Origin of the sequence: Mesorhizobium ciceri WSM4083 (assembly GCF_000519305.1) — a bacterium.
In the GTDB taxonomy this organism is placed as follows: domain Bacteria; phylum Pseudomonadota; class Alphaproteobacteria; order Rhizobiales; family Rhizobiaceae; genus Mesorhizobium; species Mesorhizobium ciceri_B.
This window is the reverse complement of record NZ_KI912610.1, coordinates 1,154,120-1,174,924: the sequence shown is the minus strand read 5'-3', so window position 1 is coordinate 1,174,924 and position 20,805 is coordinate 1,154,120. Positions and strand designations below refer to the sequence as shown.

At 62.7% G+C, this 20,805-nt stretch carries 25 protein-coding genes; 15 read left to right on the top strand and 10 right to left on the bottom strand.

The genetic code is table 11. The features are described from left to right. Window positions 1-117: 117 nt before the first annotated feature. The 6 genes from MESCI2_RS0131625 to hslV all read right to left on the bottom strand — a co-directional run bounded on the left by MESCI2_RS0131625 (window position 118) and on the right by hslV (window position 5,571). Complete coding sequence (locus MESCI2_RS0131625) at window positions 118-1,077, bottom strand: DUF1402 family protein (RefSeq protein WP_032901437.1); 960 nt, start codon at window positions 1,075-1,077, stop codon at window positions 118-120. 231 nt (window positions 1,078-1,308) lie between these two features. Then, window positions 1,309-2,622, bottom strand: a complete 1,314-nt coding sequence (gene hslU, locus MESCI2_RS0131620) for an ATP-dependent protease ATPase subunit HslU (RefSeq protein ID WP_027039982.1) — start codon at window positions 2,620-2,622, stop codon at window positions 1,309-1,311. A gap of 4 nt (window positions 2,623-2,626) precedes the next feature. Continuing rightward, window positions 2,627-3,226, bottom strand: a complete 600-nt coding sequence (locus MESCI2_RS0131615) for a DUF2585 domain-containing protein (protein WP_027039981.1) — start codon at window positions 3,224-3,226, stop codon at window positions 2,627-2,629. 52 nt (window positions 3,227-3,278) lie between these two features. Then, window positions 3,279-4,439 (bottom strand): hypothetical protein, encoded by a 1,161-nt coding sequence (locus tag MESCI2_RS0131610; protein WP_027039980.1) that lies wholly within the window; start codon window positions 4,437-4,439, stop codon window positions 3,279-3,281. Then, complete coding sequence (locus tag MESCI2_RS0131605) at window positions 4,436-4,948, bottom strand: GNAT family N-acetyltransferase (RefSeq protein ID WP_027039979.1); 513 nt, start codon at window positions 4,946-4,948, stop codon at window positions 4,436-4,438. The genes MESCI2_RS0131610 and MESCI2_RS0131605 overlap by 4 nt, the downstream gene beginning before the upstream one ends. 71 nt (window positions 4,949-5,019) lie before the next feature. Next, a complete protein-coding gene (gene hslV, locus MESCI2_RS0131600; RefSeq protein ID WP_027039978.1) occupies window positions 5,020-5,571 on the bottom strand; it encodes an ATP-dependent protease subunit HslV in 552 nt (183 codons plus the stop codon). Between the two features lie 242 nt (window positions 5,572-5,813). Here hslV and hisB point away from each other — a divergent pair, with 242 nt between their 5' ends. From hisB to coaA, 9 genes are read left to right on the top strand one after another with little or no spacing between them, the layout of a single operon-like run. Beyond that, entirely contained in the window at window positions 5,814-6,413 is a 600-nt protein-coding gene (hisB, locus tag MESCI2_RS0131595) for an imidazoleglycerol-phosphate dehydratase HisB (protein ID WP_027039977.1), read from the top strand. A gap of 4 nt (window positions 6,414-6,417) precedes the next feature. Next, window positions 6,418-6,894 (top strand): DUF2628 domain-containing protein, encoded by a 477-nt coding sequence (locus MESCI2_RS0131590; RefSeq protein ID WP_027039976.1) that lies wholly within the window; start codon window positions 6,418-6,420, stop codon window positions 6,892-6,894. A 1-nt stretch (window position 6,895) separates the two neighbouring features. Further along, window positions 6,896-7,546, top strand: a complete 651-nt coding sequence (gene hisH / locus MESCI2_RS0131585) for an imidazole glycerol phosphate synthase subunit HisH (protein ID WP_027039975.1) — start codon at window positions 6,896-6,898, stop codon at window positions 7,544-7,546. Window positions 7,547-7,552: 6 nt separating this feature from the next. Then, window positions 7,553-7,843, top strand: coding sequence for a DUF1330 domain-containing protein (locus MESCI2_RS0131580; protein ID WP_027039974.1), 291 nt, complete (start codon window positions 7,553-7,555; stop codon window positions 7,841-7,843). A 4-nt stretch (window positions 7,844-7,847) separates the two neighbouring features. Next, window positions 7,848-8,591 (top strand): 1-(5-phosphoribosyl)-5-[(5-phosphoribosylamino)methylideneamino]imidazole-4-carboxamide isomerase, encoded by a 744-nt coding sequence (gene hisA / locus MESCI2_RS0131575; RefSeq protein ID WP_027039973.1) that lies wholly within the window; start codon window positions 7,848-7,850, stop codon window positions 8,589-8,591. Then, a complete protein-coding gene (locus MESCI2_RS0131570; protein ID WP_027039972.1) occupies window positions 8,588-9,424 on the top strand; it encodes an arginase family protein in 837 nt (278 codons plus the stop codon). Before hisA ends, MESCI2_RS0131570 begins: the two co-directional genes overlap by 4 nt. After that, window positions 9,421-10,215, top strand: coding sequence for an imidazole glycerol phosphate synthase subunit HisF (gene hisF / locus MESCI2_RS0131565; RefSeq protein ID WP_027039971.1), 795 nt, complete (start codon window positions 9,421-9,423; stop codon window positions 10,213-10,215). The genes MESCI2_RS0131570 and hisF overlap by 4 nt, the downstream gene beginning before the upstream one ends. Before the next feature lie 9 nt (window positions 10,216-10,224). Then, window positions 10,225-10,548: a phosphoribosyl-ATP diphosphatase gene (locus MESCI2_RS0131560; RefSeq protein ID WP_027039970.1), complete on the top strand. Its 324-nt coding sequence runs from the start codon at window positions 10,225-10,227 to the stop codon at window positions 10,546-10,548. Between the two features lie 23 nt (window positions 10,549-10,571). Then, the gene (coaA, locus tag MESCI2_RS0131555) at window positions 10,572-11,531 is read left to right on the top strand and encodes a type I pantothenate kinase (RefSeq protein WP_027039969.1); all 960 of its coding nucleotides are present in this window, start codon (window positions 10,572-10,574) and stop codon (window positions 11,529-11,531) included. On the opposite strand, the gene MESCI2_RS0131550 is transcribed toward coaA, so the two are convergent. The 4 genes from MESCI2_RS0131550 to MESCI2_RS0131535 all read right to left on the bottom strand — a co-directional run bounded on the left by MESCI2_RS0131550 (window position 11,518) and on the right by MESCI2_RS0131535 (window position 14,962). Further along, entirely contained in the window at window positions 11,518-12,147 is a 630-nt protein-coding gene (locus tag MESCI2_RS0131550; protein WP_027039968.1) for an alpha-ketoglutarate-dependent dioxygenase AlkB family protein, read from the bottom strand. The two genes, coaA and MESCI2_RS0131550, sit on opposite strands and share 14 nt — an antisense overlap. Window positions 12,148-12,249: 102 nt before the next feature. Continuing rightward, window positions 12,250-12,723 (bottom strand): peptidoglycan-binding protein LysM, encoded by a 474-nt coding sequence (lysM, locus tag MESCI2_RS0131545; protein ID WP_027039967.1) that lies wholly within the window; start codon window positions 12,721-12,723, stop codon window positions 12,250-12,252. A 90-nt stretch (window positions 12,724-12,813) separates the two neighbouring features. Beyond that, a complete protein-coding gene (arfB, locus tag MESCI2_RS0131540; protein WP_027039966.1) occupies window positions 12,814-13,251 on the bottom strand; it encodes an alternative ribosome rescue aminoacyl-tRNA hydrolase ArfB in 438 nt (145 codons plus the stop codon). A gap of 85 nt (window positions 13,252-13,336) precedes the next feature. Continuing rightward, a complete protein-coding gene (locus MESCI2_RS0131535) occupies window positions 13,337-14,962 on the bottom strand; it encodes a phosphoenolpyruvate carboxykinase (protein ID WP_027039965.1) in 1,626 nt (541 codons plus the stop codon). Window positions 14,963-15,305: 343 nt separating this feature from the next. On the opposite strand from MESCI2_RS0131535, the gene MESCI2_RS0131530 reads away from it, so the two are divergent. The 6 genes from MESCI2_RS0131530 (at window position 15,306) to ahcY (ending at window position 20,731) form a co-directional block, all read left to right on the top strand. Continuing rightward, the gene (locus MESCI2_RS0131530; RefSeq protein ID WP_013528337.1) at window positions 15,306-16,007 is read left to right on the top strand and encodes a response regulator transcription factor; all 702 of its coding nucleotides are present in this window, start codon (window positions 15,306-15,308) and stop codon (window positions 16,005-16,007) included. A 20-nt stretch (window positions 16,008-16,027) separates the two neighbouring features. Further along, window positions 16,028-17,812, top strand: a complete 1,785-nt coding sequence (locus MESCI2_RS0131525) for a sensor histidine kinase (protein WP_013528336.1) — start codon at window positions 16,028-16,030, stop codon at window positions 17,810-17,812. 16 nt (window positions 17,813-17,828) lie between these two features. After that, on the top strand, window positions 17,829-18,290 hold the full coding sequence (locus MESCI2_RS0131520) for an HPr kinase/phosphorylase (RefSeq protein WP_027039964.1): 462 nt from the start codon (window positions 17,829-17,831) through the stop codon (window positions 18,288-18,290). A 164-nt stretch (window positions 18,291-18,454) separates the two neighbouring features. Next, window positions 18,455-18,856, top strand: coding sequence for a PTS sugar transporter subunit IIA (locus MESCI2_RS0131510; protein WP_010912939.1), 402 nt, complete (start codon window positions 18,455-18,457; stop codon window positions 18,854-18,856). Further along, window positions 18,853-19,149: an HPr family phosphocarrier protein gene (locus MESCI2_RS0131505; protein ID WP_027039963.1), complete on the top strand. Its 297-nt coding sequence runs from the start codon at window positions 18,853-18,855 to the stop codon at window positions 19,147-19,149. The genes MESCI2_RS0131510 and MESCI2_RS0131505 overlap by 4 nt, the downstream gene beginning before the upstream one ends. A gap of 181 nt (window positions 19,150-19,330) precedes the next feature. Continuing rightward, window positions 19,331-20,731, top strand: coding sequence for an adenosylhomocysteinase (ahcY, locus tag MESCI2_RS0131500; RefSeq protein WP_027039962.1), 1,401 nt, complete (start codon window positions 19,331-19,333; stop codon window positions 20,729-20,731). Window positions 20,732-20,805 lie beyond the last annotated feature (74 nt).

Below are 20,805 nucleotides of genomic sequence, written 5' to 3'. Positions count from 1 at the left end.
CGCGGCAGCGTTCCCTCCCCCTTGTGGGGAGGGTTAGGGTGGGGGTCCTTCTTCGCAAGAATCCATATGCGATAACCCTGCCCGCAAGGGGAGGTAGAGGCCGGAGCTCCAAACCAGCTAAAACAGCGCCTTCAGCTCCGGCAGCTTATCATTCACCAGCCAGCCATAGTAATTCTCTTCCGGCAGCTTTTCCGGCTCGCCGGCGGCGCGGCGCCTGTCGTTCTCCGCCTTCAGCGCGTCAGCCCGCTGCTCCGGATTGCCGACATTGTAGAGCGTGGCGGTGACCCCCGGATTGCCCGAAATGTCGAAGCCGGCAATGCTTTTATAGGCATCGATCGATTTCCGGATCGTCGCGGCGACGTAGGGCAGCGTCAGGTCCGGATCCATGATGGTCTTGTAGACCGAATTGGGATCGCCGACGTCGAGCTTCGGCAGGCCGGAAACCTTGTGCACCAGATCGCTCATCTGCAGGGCGGTCAGCGGATTGAGCTGGCCGAGGCCAAAGGTCTGGCCGGCATAATAGGGCTGGAAGAAGGTGGCGCCGAAACGATCGTCGGGAAAGCTCGTCCCGCCGACGCTCTTGCCGCGAAACGAACGGTTCCACACCTGCTCGCGGCATTCCCACAGATCATAGCTGTCGGACATCCCGGCGCATTTCTTGAATTCCGGCCGCTGCACGAAATCGGTGATGTCCTCGCCGTCATAGGCGAAGGACAGCTTGCTGGAGAGATAGGAGATCGCCTTGACGTAGTAGGTCTGCAGCCGGTCATAGGCATCGACATTGTAGGTGTGCTCGCCGACGATGGCGCCGACGATGTGCAAGGGATCGATGCCGTAGGTGGCTGCTGCCTTCTTGATCTTGCCGCGCAATTCGGCGTCGTTCTGCAACAGGGCGTAGACCTTGCGGTACTTCGCCTGGAAACTGGTGTTGGTCGCCTGCGTGCGCCGGCTGGATGCGCCGGGAATGTCGGGCTGCACGGCATTGCGATTTCCCGGCGGCACCAATGTCGCTGCCTCGGCGGCGAACAGCGTCGCCGCCAGCGTTAAGCCGAGAATGACCAGGATCAGTTTTTTCATGCACCCGCCGCCCAAGCAATTCCAGGAAAAGTGTGAAACGGTTTTCCGGAATTGCGTCAACCAAGAGATCGAGAATTGCCGCGCAAACTAGGTAAAGCTCTTGGTCGAGTCGAGAGCGCCCCTTCACCCGGCACTACGAAAGGTGGCCGGATGGTACCATCTGGCCACACATGATTTTGCTTGCCGGAAAATGTTGCCTGGACCGGCGCCGGAACGTTCCGGCGCCGTCGTTTAAAGAATGAACCGCGACAGGTCGGTATTCCTGGACAGGTCGCCGACATGCTTTTCCACATAGGCGGCGTCGATGGTGACTGATGTGCCGTTGCGGTCGGGGGCATCGTAGGAGATTTCGTCCAGCACCCGCTCCATCACCGTCTGCAGCCGCCTTGCGCCGATATTCTCGACGCTGGCGTTGAGATCGACGGCAATGCCGGCCAGCGAATCGATCGCGTCGTCGGTGAAGGTCAGGTCGACGCCCTCGGTCTTCATCAGCGCGATATACTGCTTGATCAGGCTGGCTTCGGTCTCGGTCAGGATGCGCACGAAATCGTCCTTCTCCAGCGCCCGCAGCTCGACGCGGATCGGCAGGCGGCCCTGCAATTCCGGCAACAGGTCGGACGGCTTCGAGACGTGGAATGCGCCGGAGGCGATGAACAATATGTGGTCGGTCTTCAGCGGTCCGTATTTGGTCGCCACCGTGGTGCCCTCGATCAGCGGCAGCAGGTCGCGCTGCACGCCTTCGCGGGAAACGCCGGCGCCCATGCCGCCTTCGCGCGACGCGATCTTGTCGATCTCGTCGAGGAAGACGATGCCGTCATTCTCCGTCGCATCGAGCGCCCGGCGCACCACTTCGTCCTGGTCGAGCAGCTTGTCGGACTCGTCATTGACCAGCAGGTCGTAGGACTCCTTCACCGTCGTCTTGCGCATCTTGGTCTTCTTGCCGCCCATCGCCTTCGACAGCATGTCGTTGATGTTCAGCACGCCGATATTGGCGCCCGGCATGCCGGGGATCTCGAAACCGGGCATGCCGCCAGCGCCGGTATCGGCGACCTCGACCTCGATCTCCTTGTCGTCGAGCTCGCCGTCGCGCAGCTTCTTGCGGAAACTATCGCGGGTGGCCGGGCTCGCCGTCTTGCCGACCAGCGCTTCCAGCACGCGTTCCTCGGCGTTGACGTGGGCGCGCGCCTTGACGTCCTCGCGCATCCTCTCGCGCACCAGGCCGATGGCGATCTCGACCAGATCGCGGATGATCTGCTCGACATCACGGCCGACATAGCCGACCTCGGTGAACTTGGTGGCCTCGACCTTGACGAAAGGCGCACCGGCGAGCCGCGCCAGGCGGCGCGAAATCTCGGTCTTGCCGACGCCGGTCGGCCCGATCATCAGGATGTTCTTCGGCATCACCTCTTCGCGCATCTGGCCTTCCAGCTGCTGGCGGCGCCAGCGGTTGCGCAAGGCGATGGCCACGGCGCGCTTGGCGTCCTTCTGGCCGATGATGAAGCGGTCGAGTTCCGAAACGATTTCGCGGGGAGAAAATGTGCTCATATCACTAAATTCCACTTTGCCACTGCTTGATGGCCTCGAACGGATGCAGCAGCATGATCACGTTGAGTGTCAGATTGTCCCGGATGAGATAGCCGGTACCGAGTTCGAAGATGATGGCGAGGCTGACGATCACCCATATAGGTAGCCTTCGCGCCATCACAAATCCCAGCACCATGGCCAGTGTGTCGGACACCGAATTGATGATGCTGTCGCCGTAATAGTCGAGCGAGATGGTGCCGGCGCGGTAGCGCTCGATGATGAACGGGCTGTTTTCGAGCAGCTCCCAGCCGCCCTCGATAAGGACGGCGAATGCCAGCCTCAGGCCGATCGGCGAACGGGGGAACAGGAATCTGGCCAACGCGTAGAACAGGAAGCCGTGGATGATGTGCGAGAACGTGTACCAGTCCGAAATGTGCTGGGAATTCTCCGAACTGTTCACCACGCCGTGCCAGAGCTTGACGTAGCCGCAGGTGCAGATCGGCGTTCGCCCCATCCCGTAGAGCGCCCCGGCCTGGAAGATGATCAGGGCGAGGGCGAGCAGAAGCCCCATCCGCCAGCTGTCTTCATAGGCCGAATAGCTGTTCTCCGTGGCCGGTGTCGTCATCGGTTCATTCCCCCTGGTTTCGCGTCGCCGTGTCGATCATCACAAAGCCTTGTCACGCCTTCAGCGGCGGTAGACGGCGGATCACGGCAGCCGGCAAGGTGGGCTTGACCACAATCCGCCGGATACGCTGCCAGCCAGCCCCGAACAGAATAATCAGCCCTCCAACAACGACCAGGATCAAGGCAAAAGGCGGGATACCCGTCGAATCGGAGGCGGAATTCACCAGATAATAGATGCCCAGCGAGCCGAAGTAAGCCAATGTCGGAACCAGAAGCGAACGGCGGTCTGTGGCAAGCGCGACATAGAGGAAGCCAAGGATCAGTATCGTCAGCATGATGGTTGCATTGGCATCCGGCGCGATATGTCCGAATACGACGTTCTGGCCGGTTGCCATGATAAAGAGCGGATGCACCAGCATGGGCGCCGAGACGACATGCAGCCAGAAAGCGCAATCGGACCAGATCTTGCGCCGATCCCTGTCATAAATGTCAAAAGCTACACCCGTTGCGAACACCATCAGGCCGCAGATCAGCGGCATGTAAAGTGCCGCGCGCAGCAATTCGGGAACATCCTCAAGGCGCGGCGGCGCAATCGCGCCCGTTGTCACGCTGTCATACAGGATTATCGCCGTTTGCAGGAAGGCAAGCAATGTGAAGGCGATGGCGATAACCCCGGCAATGATGGGGACGCGAAAGCGCCAGAAATAGATCGCCGCCGCGATTATTCCTCCGCCCAGGAACAGATATCCGGCCCGGGACGCCGTCTGGCGCAACGCCAACAGCTGCCAGATAGTCTCCGGCTTGCGTATGCCGAAACTGGCCTCCACTTGCAGCGCCAGAGCGGCCAGAATGGCGGCCATGAAAATCAGGGCAAGCACGGACGACGATAATTTCATCCGGTGCTGACGCGTGACGATTTCGGCGAGCCCCCAGGCGAAAACCGCGAGGATGCCGGCGATCCAGAATGTCTGGCCGGGAAGCAAGGTGGTGAGGACAAAGAAGAAGCCGGCGCTGAGCAGAACGGTTCCCACCGTGACGAACAGATCGTTGCCGCCGCCGACCAGCCGCAGGTTTTCCTCGTCACCCTCGTCATCGGCGCGCCTGGTCTCGGGGGCGAGAGCGACCGCGCGTTCCATGGCCTCCAACTGATTGCGCAGGGTCTGCGAGATCAAACCTTTCGCGACTGCGTTGTCGAGGGTTTCGGCGCTGATCAATTGGGCTCCTGCGTCGCGTCGCGCGCCATCATCAAGGCCGGCCCGTACTCCGATGTTCTGGTGTCAAAAGCAACAAAGCCGGCCTTTTCATAGGCACGGATCGCCCTGACATTGGCGGGATCCGGATCGATGATGACGCGCGGAACACCTTCCTCGAAAAGCTGTTCGACGAACTGGCGCACGATTGCCGAGCCATGGCCGCGCCCGACCAGCTCCGGCACGCCGATCGACACGTCGATGCCGAGCGTGCCGAACGGCTGGTCGGCATAGGGATGGTCGTCTTCCAGATGCGGGTCGTAGCTTTGCAGATAGGCGATCGGCTTGCCGTCGAGCTCGACGATCAGCGGCTCGACGGAAATCGAGTCGATATGATCGCTGATCCCGGCGATTTCCGTCTCCGGATCGTCCCACCACTCTGCGACATGCGGCTGGGCAAGCCAGCCGGCGATCATCGGCAGGTCTTTCTCCGTCACCGGTCGAAAATCGTAGCTATCGTCCTGTACGGCCATGATCTCTTCCGAAAACCGGTTTCCACTTTTCGCTTATGCGGTCCCGCGGTTCGGGTTCATGGCCGGCCTTCTCAGGCGGCATCGAGCGTTTCGACGACGAAATTGTTGTTGGTGTAGACGCAGATGTCGGACGCGATCTGCATCGCCTTGCGGGCGATCTCCTCGGCATCCTTGTCGCTGTCCATCAGCGCGCGCGCCGCCGCCAGCGCATAATTGCCGCCCGAACCTATGGCCATGACGCCAAATTCGGGCTCAAGCACGTCGCCTGTGCCGGTCAGCGCCAGCGACACCGACTTGTCTGCCACCAGCATCATCGCTTCCAGCCGGCGCAGATAGCGGTCGGTGCGCCAGTCCTTGGCGAGCTCGACGCAGGCGCGCGTCAGCTGGTCGGGATATTGTTCGAGCTTGGCCTCGAGCCGCTCCAGAAGCGTGAAGGCGTCGGCGGTGGCGCCGGCGAAACCGGCGATCACATTGCCGCCCTTGCCGATGCGGCGCACCTTCTTGGCGTTGCCCTTCATGATGGTCTGGCCAAGGCTGACCTGGCCGTCGCCGGCGATCACCACCTTGTTGCCTTTGCGCACAGTCACGATGGTCGTGGCGTGCATGGTCAGATTATCGGACATTTCCTGGCTCCGAGCAGCGCCATCCCGATAAGGCGATCGGCGCGGTACGAGTAACTTTGATCGGCCATATGTATGCATGGGGCCGGTGATTGCAAATCGCTCTCTGGCAAGGCCGATACCGCTGTCAGAGGCAACTGGCAATCGCCGGATCATGCTGCTAGAAGGCTTTCGTTTTCAAGCCTGCGAGCGCTTGAAGCCTCTGAGCCGGTCACGATGTGAACCTCTGGGACAAGGATAGAGTGATGCCGCCCCGTTCCGCCGAAGCGAGCCGCAAGACCAAGGAAACCGACATCTCCGTGTCGGTCCATGTCGACGGCTCCGGCAAGTCGGATATCGCCACCGGGGTCGGCTTTTTCGACCATATGCTGGACCAGCTGTCGCGCCATTCCCTGATCGACATGACGGTCAGGGCCAAGGGCGACCTGCATATCGACGATCACCACACGGTCGAGGACACCGGCATCGCGCTCGGCCAGGCGCTGGCCAAGGCACTGGGCGAGCGGCGCGGCATCATGCGCTATGCCTCGATCGACCTTGCCATGGACGAGACGCTGACGCGCGCAGCGATCGACGTGTCCGGCCGTCCCTTCCTGGCCTGGAACGTTTCCTTCTCGTCGCCGAAGATCGGTACTTTCGACACCGAGCTGGTGCGCGAGTTCTTCCAGGCGCTGGCGCAGAATGCCGGCATCACGCTGCATGTCATCAATCACTATGGCGCCAACAACCATCACATCGCCGAGACCTGCTTCAAGGCGGTGGCGCGCGCGCTGCGCGCGGCTCTCCAACGCGATCCGCGCCAGCCGGATGCGGTTCCCTCCACCAAGGGATCGTTGAAGGGATAAGGCCATGGCCACCTATGTCGTGATGGAACCGCCAGGCCGCAGCGAGAAGGCCGATGCCACGGCCTTTGTCCGCGATGGCTTCACCTGGCTGGGCCTCCTGGTGCCGCCGCTATGGTTCGCCTGGCATAGGCTGTGGATCGAGGCAGCGCTTGCCTTCGTCGTCATGGGCCTGCTTTCGATGCTGGGCCAGAAGCTCGGCCTTGGTCTGGCCGGGTCGCTGCTGTCGCTGCTGGTTTCGCTCTATGTCGGACTGGAAGGGCAAGGCCTGCGCATCGCGGCACTTCGCCGGCGCGGTTGGCACGAATGGGGCGCGGTCGAAGCCGGGTGGCTCGACGATGCCGACACGCGCTATGCGCTGGAAGCGGAAGCGCTTGCCGATGAGGTTGTGCCGGCGCCGCGCATGGTCCCCGATGCTGCCCTGGCACGGCCAGCGCAGCCGGGCATGGCGCTGGGGCTCACCCACATTCCAGGAAGAAGCTGACATGCGGGTTGCGATCATCGACTACGGCTCGGGCAATTTGCGCTCGGCCACCAAGGCTTTCGAGCGCGCCGCGCGCGAAGCCGGCATATCGGCGGAGATCGACCTGACATCGGATGCCGAACGGGTCCGCACCGCCGACCGCATCGTGCTGCCCGGTGTTGGCGCCTATGCCGACTGCGCGGCCGGCTTGCATGCCGTCGAAGGCATGTGGGAAGCGGTCGAGGAGGTGGCCATCTCCAAGGGTCGGCCGTTCCTCGGCATCTGCGTCGGCATGCAGCTGATGTCCGAGCGCGGCCTGGAAAAGACAATTACCAACGGCTTCGGCTGGATATCGGGCGACGTCAAGGAGATCACGCCGGCCGATCCGGCGCTGAAAATCCCGCAGATCGGCTGGAACACGATCGAGCTCAAGCGCCAGCATCCGCTGTTTGCCGGCATTCCGACCGGCGCAAGCGGGCTGCACGCCTATTTCGTGCATTCCTACCATCTCGACGCACGTAAGCCGGACGAAGTCCTGGCGGTCGCCGACTATGGCGGCCCGGTGACGGCGGCCGTCGCCCGCGACAATCTCGTCGGCACGCAATTCCACCCCGAAAAGAGCCAGGCACTGGGCCTGGCGCTGATCACCAATTTCCTGCGCTGGAGGCCCTGAAAACCCATGAGCAAGAAGGGCTACTGGATGGCGATGATCGATGTTCGCGATCCCGAAATTTACAAGCAGTACATCGAGGCGAACGCCGTCGCCTTTGCCAAATACGGTGCGAAATTCCCCGTGCGCGCCGGGCGCTATGAGAATCCCGAAGGACCAACCGGCAATCGTCATGTCCTGGTGGAGTTCGAATCTTACGACAAGGCGGTGGAATGCTATCATTCGCCGGAATATCAGCATGCCTCGAAATTCCGACTTGCCGCCTCATCAGGCCATTTCGTCATCGTTGAAGGCGCCTGAACGTATGATCCTTTTCCCCGCCATCGACCTCAAGGACGGCCAATGCGTGCGCCTCAAGCACGGCGACATGGCCACCGCCACCATCTACAATGACGACCCGGCGGCCCAGGCCAAGGCTTTCGAGCAACAGGGCTTCGAATGGCTGCATGTCGTCGACCTCAACGGCGCCTTCCAGGGCCAGAGCGTCAACGGCGCGGCGGTCGGCGCCATCCTCAAGGCGACGAAAAACCCGGTCCAGCTCGGCGGCGGCATCCGCACGCTGGCGCAGATCGAGGACTGGCTCGATCGCGGGCTGGCCCGCGTCATCCTCGGCACGGTGGCGGTGCGCGATCCCGATCTGGTCAAGCAGGCCTGCAAGGCATTCCCGGGCAAGGTCGCCGTCGGTATCGACGCCAAGGGCGGCAAGGTGGCCGTCGAGGGCTGGGCCGAGGCGTCGAGCCTCGGCGTCATCGAACTGGCCAGGAAATTCGAGGGCGCCGGCGTCGCCGCCATCATCTACACCGACATCGACCGCGACGGCGTTTTGACCGGCATCAACTGGGACGCCACCATCGACCTCGCCGACGCCGTGTCGATCCCCGTCATCGCTTCGGGCGGCCTCGCCTCGATCGCCGATATCGTGCGCATGACCATGCCCGATGCGCAAAAGCTCGAAGGCGCGATCTCCGGGCGCGCGCTCTATGACGGCCGCATCGATCCGGCCGAGGCCCTGGCGATCCTGAAGGGCAGGGTGGAGACGCGGACGTGAAAATCTCCATCATCCTGGCCTCCTATGACAGCGGCCATTACCATGGCGGCATGGGCCAGGGGCCGGACGCGCTGGTCTCAGGTGGGCTCGTCGACGCCCTGACCATGGCCGGCCATGACGTTACGGTGGAAGACATCGGCAGGGTCGGAGACATCCAGGAGCGCGAAATCGCCACCGGCTTTGCCGTCTGCAACGCGGTTGCGACCGAGGTTCGCCTTGCCCGTGACGCCGGTCGGTTTCCCATCGTCCTTGCCGGAAACTGCCTGACCAGTGCCGGCGCGGTCGCCGGCGAGGACGCCGATGCGATCATCTGGGCCGACCAGCATGGCGACCTCAACACGCCCGAGACATCTGTCTACGGCTTTCTCGACGGCATGGCGCTGGCGACCGTGCTTGGTCTATGCTGGCGGCCGATGGCATCAGTCATTCCCGGCTTCAAGCCGATCGATCCGTCGCGTTGCGTGCTCATCAACGCGCGCGATCTCGATCCGGCGGAAAAACAGCTTCTCGAGACATTGCCGATCGTGCGGACGGAATGCTCCGGGGTGGCCCAGGCGACCGAAAGACTGAAGATCGCCGGCGCCAGACGCGTGCACATGCATCTCGACATGGACGTGCACGATCCCCGGGAGCTGCAGGCCAACCGCTATATCACTTCGGGCGGCCCGAGCCCGGAACAGCTGCGCGACGCCACTTGCGCCATGGCGCTGGCGGTGCCGATCGTCGGCATCACCGTCTCCGCCTACGACCCGGCCTTCGACGCCCAGGCCGATGTTCCGCCGCTGGTCGGCCAGTTGCTGAACGATCTCATCGCCACGATAGAGGGCCGCTGATGCTGAAAGCCCGTGTCATCCCCTGTCTCGACGTCAAGAACGGCCGCGTCGTCAAGGGCGTCAACTTCGTCGATCTCATCGACGCTGGCGATCCGGTCGAGGCAGCCAAGGCCTATGACGCGGCCGGCGCCGACGAGCTTTGCTTTCTCGACATCACGGCTTCGTCGGACAATCGCGAGACCATCTTCGACGTCATCGCACGTACCGCCGAACAATGCTTCATGCCGCTGACCGTCGGGGGCGGCGTGCGCCAGGTCGCCGATATCAGGAAGCTGCTGCTGGCCGGCGCCGACAAGGTGTCGATCAACACGGCCGCGGTGAAGAACCCGGATTTCGTCGCCGAGGCGGCCGACAAGTTCGGCAACCAGTGCATCGTCGTCGCCATCGACGCCAAGAAGGTGTCGGGCACCAGTGAGGCCGACCGCTGGGAGATCTTCACCCATGGCGGGCGCGAAAAGACCGGCATCGATGCGGTCGAGTTCGCCCGGAAAATGGTCGATCGCGGCGCTGGCGAGATCCTGCTGACCTCGATGGATCGCGACGGCACCAAGGCCGGCTACGACATCGCGCTGACCCGCGCGATATCAGACGCCGTGCGCGCGCCGGTCATCGCTTCCGGCGGCGTCGGCACGCTCGACCACATGGTCGAAGGCATTCGCGACGGCCATGCCGGCGCGGTGCTGGCGGCGTCCATCTTCCATTTCGGCACCTACACGATAGCGCAGGCCAAGGCGCATATGGCCGCCGCAGGGCTGCCGATGCGACTGGACTCACTCGGCAATCGGTCTTAAACGGCGGCCATGACCGAGTTTTCGCTTTCCGATCTGGAAAAAATCGTTGGGGAACGCGCCCATTCCGGCGACCCGGACTCGTGGACGGCAAAATTGTTCGCGCGCGGCATCGACAAGGCGGCGCAGAAGCTCGGCGAGGAGGCCGTCGAGACGGTGATTGCCGCCGTCAGGGGCGACAAACCGGCCATCGTTTCAGAAAGCGCCGATCTTATATATCATTGGCTCGTCGTTCTCGGCCTCTCCGGGGTACCGCTGAGCGACGTGCTTAGGGAACTCGAAGGCCGCACCCGGCGTTCGGGCATCGCCGAGAAGGCGTCACGGCCCAAGGGCTGACCGCGAGGAGGGCAGGTATCTCGATGGATCAGCTCGCGCCAACCGAGAAATATTCCCCCTTTCGTTTCTTCTCCGCCGATCAATGGTCGCAATTCCGTGCCGACACGCCGCTGACGCTGAGCGCGGACGAATTCCGCCGCCTGCGCTCGCTCAACGATCCGGTCGACCTCGAAGAGGTCACGCGCATCTATCTGTCGCTGTCGCGGCTGTTGTCGGCACATGTCGAAGCGAGCCAGCTGCTGTTTCGGCAACGCCAGGCCTTCTTCAACGCGGTCGACGTGGTCAAGACGCCCTTCATCATCGGCATTGCCGGTTCGGTCGCGGTCGGCAAATCGACCACCGCACGCGTGCTGAAGGAGCTGCTGGCGCGCTGGCCGTCGAGCCCCAAGGTGGATCTCATCACCACCGACGGTTTTTTGCTGCCCAACGAGGTGCTGCGGCGCGAGAACCTGATGGAGCGCAAGGGTTTTCCCGACAGCTACGATGTCGGTGCGCTGCTGCGCTTCCTGTCGGGCATCAAGTCGGCGCTGCCCGATGTCCGAGCACCGGTCTATTCGCACCTGACCTATGACGTCATTCCCGGCGAGTTCGTCACCATCGACCGGCCCGACATATTGATCTTCGAAGGCATCAATGTCCTGCAGCCCGGCAAGCTGCCGCAGGACGGCAAGATCGTGCCTTTCCTGTCGGACTTCTTCGACTTCGCCATCTACATCGATGCCGACGAGAAGCTGATCCACAACTGGTACATTTCCCGCTTCATGCGGCTGCGTGAGACCGCCTTCCGCAACCCGGACTCCTTCTTTCACCGCTATTCGCAGCTGTCGGAGGGTTCGGCGCGCGCCATCGCCGAAGGCCTGTGGACCAACATCAATTTGAAGAATCTGCGCGAGAACATCCTGCCGACGCGGGCCCGCGCCGACTTGATCCTGCGCAAGGGCGCCGATCACCTCATCGAGGAAGTGGCGCTCAGGAAGCTGTGACGGCCGGCTTCGTCACCCGTCGCAATGTCAGATTGATCCGCCCACCGTTTTTCAGCAGTGCCGAGGTCGAGGGATAGATCCGATCGACGCCGTGAAAGCACAGCCGCCCCTCGCCGCCGAGCACCACGACGTCACCGCTTTGCAGCCTGAACGACTTGGTGGCGCCATCACGCGTGGTCTGGCCAACCCGGAACAGGCAGTCGTCGCCGAGCGAGACGGAGACGACCGGCGCCGAAAAATCGGTCTCATCGCGGTCCTGATGCAGGCCCATCTTCGCATCCGCCGTGTAGAAATTGATGAGGCATGCTTCCGGCGGGTGCGGATAGGCCGAGACTTCGCGCCACAGCTCGAGCAGCGCATCCGGGATTGGCGGCCATGGCGCTCCGGTCACCGGGTGCGCCGGCTGGTAACGATAGCCCTGTTCCTTGTCGGTGACCCAGCCCAGCGGCCCGCAATTGGTCATGCGCACGCTCATCTCCTTGCCGGTGCGCGGCATCGCCGGCACGTACAGCGGCGCCTGCTGGACGATGCTTCTCACCTCCTCGACCAGCGCTTCCTGCACGGTGCGTGACAGGTAGGCCGGCATGTGGCGGACGCCTTTGGGCAGGACGAGCACGGGTTCGGTCACCTCTTGAATGGTTCGAAACCGTAAAATGCCACGACCAAAAGAAAACGGCGACCCGAAAGCCGCCGCTCTTGTTGAATTGGCAGTCGCCGATCAGGCGAGGTCGGGGATGCGCAGCACCTGGCCCGGATAGATCTTGTCGGGATGGGTCAGCATTGGCTTGTTGGCCTCGAAGATAACCGTGTTCTTGACGCCTTGGCCCTTGCCGTAGCTTTTCTCGGCGATCTTCCAGAGATTGTCGCCCTTCTTCACGGTGTAGAAGGTGGGCTCCTTGGCGGGGGCGGCGGCCGTGCCAGGTGCTGGCGCGACCTGCAATTCGTCAGCCTGCACCTTGGAGACGCCGAGCGTGTTGCCGACGGCTATGACCGCCTTTTCGAAGATTGACTGGTCCTTGACCACGCCCTTCAGCACCGCTGTATCGCCCGTGACGACGACCTCGACGCCATCGGTGCCGAGCTTGTGCGAATCGAGCTCCTTCTTGAGTGTGTCGGCCGTGGGGGCGGCTTCGTCGTCACCGCCGATGCCCAGTTTCTTGCCGACGCTCTTGACGAAATCGAACATGCCCATCGTTGGTCTCCATTGCTGTGGTGGGTGATCGCAGCTTGCCATCTGCAACCCAGAATTGGAAGCCACCCGCGCGTTGCAGCTTCGCGGTGCTTAATCGTTCTCCACTCGGCCGCGCAGTTTCTTGATCGTGCCGCGCCCGGCCTTGCTCTTCAGCCGCCGCTCCACGGCGCCCTTCGATGGCCGTGTCTTCTTGCGCGGCGGCGGCGGCGGTTCGGCGGCCTTGGCGACCAATGCCGTCAGCCGTGCCCGCGCATCCGCCCGGTTCTGTTCCTGGGTGCGGAAGCGGCCCGCTTCGATGACGATGACACCGTCCTTGGTGGCACGTTGGCCGGCAAGCTTGATCGTCCGCTCGCGCACGCGTTCCGACAGACCCGCTGCGTTGGCGGCGTCGAAGCGCAGTTGCACCGCCGTCGCCACCTTGTTGACGTTCTGGCCGCCGGGACCGGACGAGCGGATGAAATCCTCGTGCAGGTCGCCCGGATGGATCACCGCATCGCCTGATATGATGATGTTGTCGTCGCTCGCCATGCCGCAGTCATGGCGCGGCGGATCGAAAAAGAAAAGGCCCGATCGAAGCCGGGCCTTTCAACGAAAGCTGAGCCCCGTGGCGCGATTACTCCGCCGCTTCCTGCATGCGCGGCGCCGCACCCCGCACCACGGCGTCGACATGGCTTTCGAATTTCTCGAAATTGACGGCGAACATGCCGACCAGCCTTGCCGCCTGCCGGTCATAGCCGGCCTTGTCGGCCCAGGTCGCCCGGGGGTCCAGAATCATCGGGTCGAGAATGGCGCTATCGATGCCCGGCACAGCCACCGGCACCTCGAAACCGAAATGAGGGTCGGTGCGGAACGCGGCCGTCTTCAGCGAGCCGTCAAGTGCGGCTGCAAGCAAGGCGCGCGTCGCCTTGATCGGCATGCGCTTGCCGGTGCCGTAGGCGCCGCCGGTCCAGCCGGTATTGACCAGCCAGCAATCGGCGCCGTGGCGGGCAATCAGCTCGCGCAGCAGATTGCCGTATTCGGAAGGGTGGCGCGGCATGAACGGCGCACCGAAACAGGTCGAAAACGTCGCTTCGGGCTCGGTCACGCCCTTTTCGGTTCCGGCCACCTTGGCGGTGTAGCCGGACAGGAAATGATACATCGCCTGCGCCGGGGTCAGCCGCGCGATCGGCGGCATCACGCCGAACGCATCGGCGGTCAGCATGATGATGTTGTTGGGATGGTTGGCGCGGCCGGTCTTGCTGGCATTGGGGATGAAGTCCAGCGGGTAGGCGCAGCGTGTGTTCTCGGTCAGTCTTCCGTCGTTGAAATCCGGCACGCCATCAGCGTCGAGCACGACATTTTCCAGCACCGTGCCGAAGCGCTGCGTGGTGGCGAAGATTTCCGGCTCGGCTTCCGCCGACAGCTTGATCGTCTTGGCGTAGCAGCCGCCTTCGAAATTGAAGATGCCGTGCGGTCCCCAGCCATGCTCGTCGTCGCCGATCAACGTGCGCGAGGGATCGGCCGAGAGCGTCGTCTTGCCGGTGCCCGACAGGCCGAAGAAGATCGCGGCGTCGCCGGCCGCACCCTCATTGGCCGAGCAATGCATCGGCATCACGCCTTTCGCCGGCAGCAGATAGTTGAGCATGGTGAACACCGACTTCTTCATCTCGCCGGCATAGGAGGTGCCGCCGATCAGCACGATCTTGCGCGAAAGATCGACGGCGATCACCGTTTCGGTGCGGCTGCCGTGACGAAGGGGATCGGCGCGGAAGGACGGCAGGTCGATTATCGTCATCTCAGGCACGAACTGTTCGAGTTCGGCGGCACCGGGACGGATCAGCAGATTGCGGATGAACAGCGAGTGCCAGGCAAATTCGGTGATCACCCTGGTCGGCAGCCTCGACTCCGCATCGGCGCCGCCGACCAGATCCTGGACGTATAGATCCTTGTCCGCGGCATGCGCCTGGAAATCGGCGAGCAGCGTGTCGAACTGGGCCGGCGAGATCGCCTTGTTGTTGTCCCACCAGACATGTGGTTCGGTGGCGCCATCGCGGACGACGAACTTGTCCTTGGGCGAGCGGCCGGTGTGCTGTCCGGTCTCGGCGACCAGCGCGCCATGGGCGGTCAAGCGGGCCTCGCCTCGCCGGATCGATTCCTCATAAAGGGCAGCCGCACCGAAATTATAGCGCACCACGCCGGTGGTTTTCAGGCCGATATGATCGATCGCGCAGGCGGAATTGCGTTTGCCGACTTCCGACATCGAGTGTCCCTCTTGGATTTGCCGCATCTTTGCCGGCACGTTTCCAGCACGCCCACTACGCGGGCTGAGATGGTCAGAACCAGAAAAGCCAAATGATATCAAATCATTAATCGATTTAAATATTTTGAAAGTTGTTTAAATCGTTTATATGTGTAAAAAGTTTCGCGGTTGCCCAAAGGATTGGCGATGTCCGTTCGTCCAATCCATGTCGAGGTAGGATTGTGGCCGCCGGCATGCCGCGCGTGACAGCGGACAAGGCCTATGCCACATTTTGTACCTAATTTGTCCTGCAAAAGCCCCTTCTCTACGAAAGAAGGGACAGCTCATGAGGGAGCCGCTTGAAATGGCAACAATCGCGCTTGTCGATGACGACCGCAACATTCTGACATCGGTGTCGATCGCCCTGGAATCCGAGGGGTATCGCGTCGAGACCTACACGGATGGTGCGTCGGCGCTGGAAGGCCTGGCGGCACGCCCGCCGAACCTTGCCATCCTCGACATCAAGATGCCGCGCATGGACGGCATGGAACTGCTGCGCCGGATGCGCCAGAAGTCAGACCTGCCGGTGATCTTCCTGACCTCCAAGGACGACGAGATCGATGAATTGTTCGGCCTCAAGATGGGCGCCGACGATTTCATCCGCAAACCCTTCTCGCAGCGCCTGCTGGTCGAGCGGGTGCGCGCCGTGCTGCGCCGCGCCAGTGCCCGCGAGGCTGCCGCCAAGACGCCAAGCCAGCAGGCCCGCTCGCTCGAGCGCGGCCAGCTCGTCATGGACCAGGAGCGCCACACCTGCACCTGGAAAGGCGAGCCGGTGACGCTCACCGTCACCGAGTTCCTGATCCTGCATTCGCTGGCGCAGCGTCCCGGTGTCGTAAAAAGCCGTGATGCGCTGATGGATTCGGCCTATGATGAACAGGTCTATGTCGACGATCGCACCATCGACAGCCACATCAAGCGGCTGCGCAAGAAGTTCAAGGCCGTCGACGACGACTTCGAGATGATCGAAACCCTTTACGGAGTCGGATACCGGTTCCGCGAAGCATAAGTAGCAGGGCCTGCTATTCGATGGCAGTGGAAGCACAGCGAACAAGACCGGCGGGCGCCTCCAGGCGGCCGTCGCGGATCATGCCGTCCTTCGTGTCGAAGATCACGGTGCCGATGCGCCGCTTCCTTGGCCATCACATCTTTTCCAGCCTGACGCGGCGTATCCTGTTCCTCAACCTTGCCGGCCTCGCCGTCCTGGTGACCGGCATCCTCTATCTCAACACCTTCCGAGACGGACTGATCGACGCCCGCGTCGAAAGCCTGATGACCCAGGGCGAGATCATCGCCGGTGCGATCGCCGCGTCGGCGACGGTCGAGACGGATTCGATCAGCATCGACCCGGAAAAGCTGCTTGAACTGCAGGCCGGCGAAAGCCTGGGGCCGGGCTCCGACCAACTCGACAATCTCGACTTCCCGATCAACCCGGAGCGCGTCGCCCCGGTGCTGCGAAGGCTGATCTCGCCGACCAGGACCCGCGCCCGCATCTATGACCGCGACGCCAATCTGCTGCTCGATTCGCGTCACCTCTATTCGCGTGGCCAGATTCTGCGCTACGACCTGCCGCCGGTCGAGGAGGAAGAGCCCGATCTGGTCGAGCGCATCCAGAAATTCGTCTTCGACTTCTTCCGCAACACCGAGCTGCCGGTCTATCACGAGCAGCCGGGCGGCAATGGCGCCGCTTTCCCCGAAGTGGTCAAGGCTCTCACCGGCAGCCCGTCGACCATCGTGCGCGTCAGCGAGCAGGGCGAGCAGATCGTTTCGGTGGCGGTGCCGATCCAGCGCTTTCGTGCCGTCCTGGGCGTGCTGATGCTGTCGACCGAAGGCGGCGACATCGACAAGATCGTCGCCGCCGAGCGCAAGGCGATCCTGCGTGTCTTCGGCATCGCGGCCCTTGTCACCGCCATCCTGTCGATGCTGCTCGCCTCCACCATCGCCAATCCGCTGCGCCGGCTGTCGGCGGCGGCAGTGCGGGTGCGGCGCGGCGTCAAGAGCCGTGAGGAGATACCCGACTTTTCCGACCGTCAGGACGAGATCGGCAATCTGTCGATCGCCATACGCGACATGACCAACGCGCTCTACGCCCGCATCGAGGCGATCGAAAGCTTCGCGGCCGATGTCTCGCACGAGCTGAAGAACCCTCTGACGTCGCTGCGTAGCGCGGTGGAAACCTTGCCGCTGGCCAAGAACGACGATTCGCGCGGCCGGCTGATGGACATCATCCAGCACGATGTCAGGCGGCTGGACCGGCTCATCACCGATATTTCCGACGCCTCGCGCCTGGACGCGGAGCTCGCGCGTGAAGATGCCGGGACGGTCGACCTGAAGAAATTCATCACCGATCTGGTAGCCGTTTCGCGCGAAGCGACGCGCAACAAGAAGGCGGTCGAGATCGAGTTCAAGGCCGCCAAACTGCCGCAGGGCGTCAAAGGCTATGTCGTCGTCGGGCATGATCTGCGCATCGGCCAAGTCATCACCAATTTGATCGAGAACGCCCGTTCCTTCGTTCCCGAAGATCATGGCCACATCAGCCTGTCGCTGGCGCGTGCCGGCAAGTTCAACATCGTCACCGTCGACGACAATGGCCCCGGCATCCGGGCCGACAACATCGACCGCATCTTCGAACGCTTCTACACGGATCGGCCGGCCGGCGAGGCATTCGGCCAGAATTCGGGCCTTGGCCTGTCGATATCCAGGCAAATCGTCGAGGCCCATGGCGGCACGCTCACCGCCGAGAACATCCCCGGCACCAAACCCGGCGAGATCAAGGGCGCGCGTTTCGTGGTGACATTGCCGGCCGAAGGTTGAGGGCATGAATCCCACCATGCCTGGTCCAGCCGTGCAGCCTGAAAACATTCACGCGACAATGGTTTTGATCGGCGAGCGCGGCATTCTCGTAACCGGAGCCTCCGGTTCGGGCAAGACGACGCTGGCGCTGGCGCTCATCGATCATTGTCGCCAACGCGGCCTGTTCTCGCGGCTCGTCGGTGACGATCAGCTCTTTGTCGAGGCGCATGCCGGGCGGCTTCTCTGCCGCGCTCCCGCCACCATAGAAGGCCTCGTCGAGGTGCCTGGGCTCGGGCCGCGAGCGGTGCCGTTCGAGCCCGCCGCCATCGTCGATTTGCATGTCCGCCTGACGCCGGCCGGTGAAACGGCACGCTTTCAGGAGGATGCCGACACCTGCATCGCCGGCTGTCGGGCGCCGCGCATCGATGCGGTCGAACGCAACGTCGCTGCAGCCTTGCCGGTCGTGATGGCGCGGCTGTCGATCGCGCCTTTTCTATGATCCGCTCCGGGTTTTTTGCTGCAATGCGTCAAAATGGCATGCGCCTGCGCAATTTTGGGCTTGTCAACGGGCCGTGCGTCGACAAGATAGCGCTCCCGCCGCCTGGATTGGCTGGCGAGCATAAAATGCGCCTGTGAAGCGGCGATGACGGGAGCCACCAAAGAATGATCGGACTCGTGCTTGTAACGCACGGTCAACTGGCCACCGAGTTCCGACATGCCGTCGAACATGTCGTCGGGCCACAAGACAATTTCGAAACCGTGGCGATCGGTGCCGACGATGATATGGAGCAGCGTCGCCGCGACATCGTCGACGCTGTCGCCCGTGTCGATACCGGGGCGGGCGTCATCGTGCTGACCGACATGTTCGGCGGCACGCCCTCCAATCTTGCCATCTCGGTGATGGAGTCCGGCCGCACCGAGGTGATCGCCGGCATGAACCTGCCGATGCTGATCAAGCTCTCCTCGATCCGCAAGGGCGACAATATGGCCGCGGCGCTCGATGAGGCGCAGGCTGCCGGCCGCAAATACATCAATGTCGCCAGCCAGCTCCTGAGCAGCAAATGACCGCGCTGTCCCCGGAAAAAGATCAGATAGTCCGGGATTTTCCCATCATCAACCAGCGTGGCCTTCATGCCCGCGCTTCGGCGAAGTTCGTCCAGCTGGCCAGCGGCTTCGATGCCTCGGTGCATGTCGAGAAGGATGGCGTCAAGGTCGGCGGCACTTCGATCATGGGCCTGATGATGCTGGCGGCAAGCCCCGGCTATTCGATCCGCGTCACCGCCAGCGGGCCGGAGGCCCGGCAGGTCATCGACGCGCTGGAGCAACTGGTGGCATCCCGCTTCGGCGAGGAATGCTGATCAGTTAGAGCGCGGATGCGTGTCTGAGAGACATGCAGGGATAAAGATTTCTTTATATCCCATTGTCGTCCTTGCTCCGATCTGCTAGTCAGGCCGGCAATTCGCGCCCTTAGACGCGCCGACCGGCGCGGGCGCATCCGCAACAAATTCGCAAGCACATCATTCGCATCGGAGTACTGCCATGACGGGTAGCAAGGACTATGTGGTCGCCGACATCTCGCTTGCCGGCTGGGGCCGCAAGGAACTCGATATCGCCGAAACCGAAATGCCGGGCCTGATGGCCTGCCGTGAGGAATTCGGTCCCAAGCAGCCGCTCAAGGGCGCGCGCATCACCGGCTCGCTGCACATGACGATCCAGACGGCGGTGCTGATCGAGACGCTGAAGGAGCTGGGCGCCGATATCCGCTGGGCCTCCTGCAACATCTTCTCGACCCAGGACCATGCGGCCGCGGCCATCGCCGAAGCCGGCATCCCGGTGTTCGCCGTCAAGGGCGAGTCGCTCGAGGAGTATTGGGACTACACCGACAAGATCTTCCAGTGGGCCGATGGCGGCCTCTCCAACATGATCCTCGATGATGGCGGCGACGCCACCATGTACATCCTGATCGGCGCCCGCGCCGAGGCCGGCGAGGATGTGCTGTCCAACCCGCAGAGCGAGGAAGAGGAATACTTCTACGCCCAGGTCAAGAAGCGCCTGAAGGCTTCGCCCGGCTTCTTCACCAAGCAGAAGGCGGCGATCCGCGGCGTCACCGAAGAGACGACCACCGGCGTCAACCGGCTCTACCAGCTGCAGAAGAAGGGCCTGCTGCCCTTCCCCGCCATCAACGTCAACGACTCGGTCACCAAGTCGAAGTTCGACAACAAATATGGCTGCAAGGAATCGCTGGTCGACGGCATCCGCCGCGGCACCGACACGATGATGGCCGGCAAGGTCGCTGTCGTGTGCGGCTATGGCGACGTCGGCAAGGGCTCGTCGGCCTCGCTCAAGGGCGCCGGCGCCCGCGTCAAGGTCACCGAGGTCGATCCGATCTGCGCCCTGCAGGCGGCGATGGACGGTTTTGAAGTCGTCACGCTGGAAGATGCGGCCCCCACCGCCGACATCGTCATCACCACCACCGGCAACAAGGATGTCGTCACCCTCGACCATATGCGCTCGATGAAGGACATGGTCATCGTCGGCAACATCGGCCACTTCGACAATGAGATCCAGGTCGCCGCGCTGCGCAATTTGAAATGGACCAACGTCAAGCCGCAGGTCGACATGATCACCTTCGCGGACGGCAAGCGGATGATCCTTTTGTCGGAAGGGCGCCTGCTCAATCTCGGCAACGCCACCGGCCACCCGAGCTTCGTCATGTCGGCATCCTTCACCAACCAGGTGCTGGCCCAGATCGAGCTCTACACCAAGCCCGGCCAATACGAGAACCAGGTCTATGTCCTGCCCAAGCATCTCGACGAAAAGGTCGCGCGCCTGCATCTCGACAAGCTCGGCGCCCGCCTGACCGAATTGTCGGGTGAGCAGGCCGCCTATATCGGCGTCACGCCGCAGGGTCCGTTCAAGCCGGAACACTACCGCTATTAACCAAAGCTAAAATTACTACCAGATATTGAGGCCGGGCGATTGACTTTTCGCCCGGCCATATTTTTGCGCGCCAT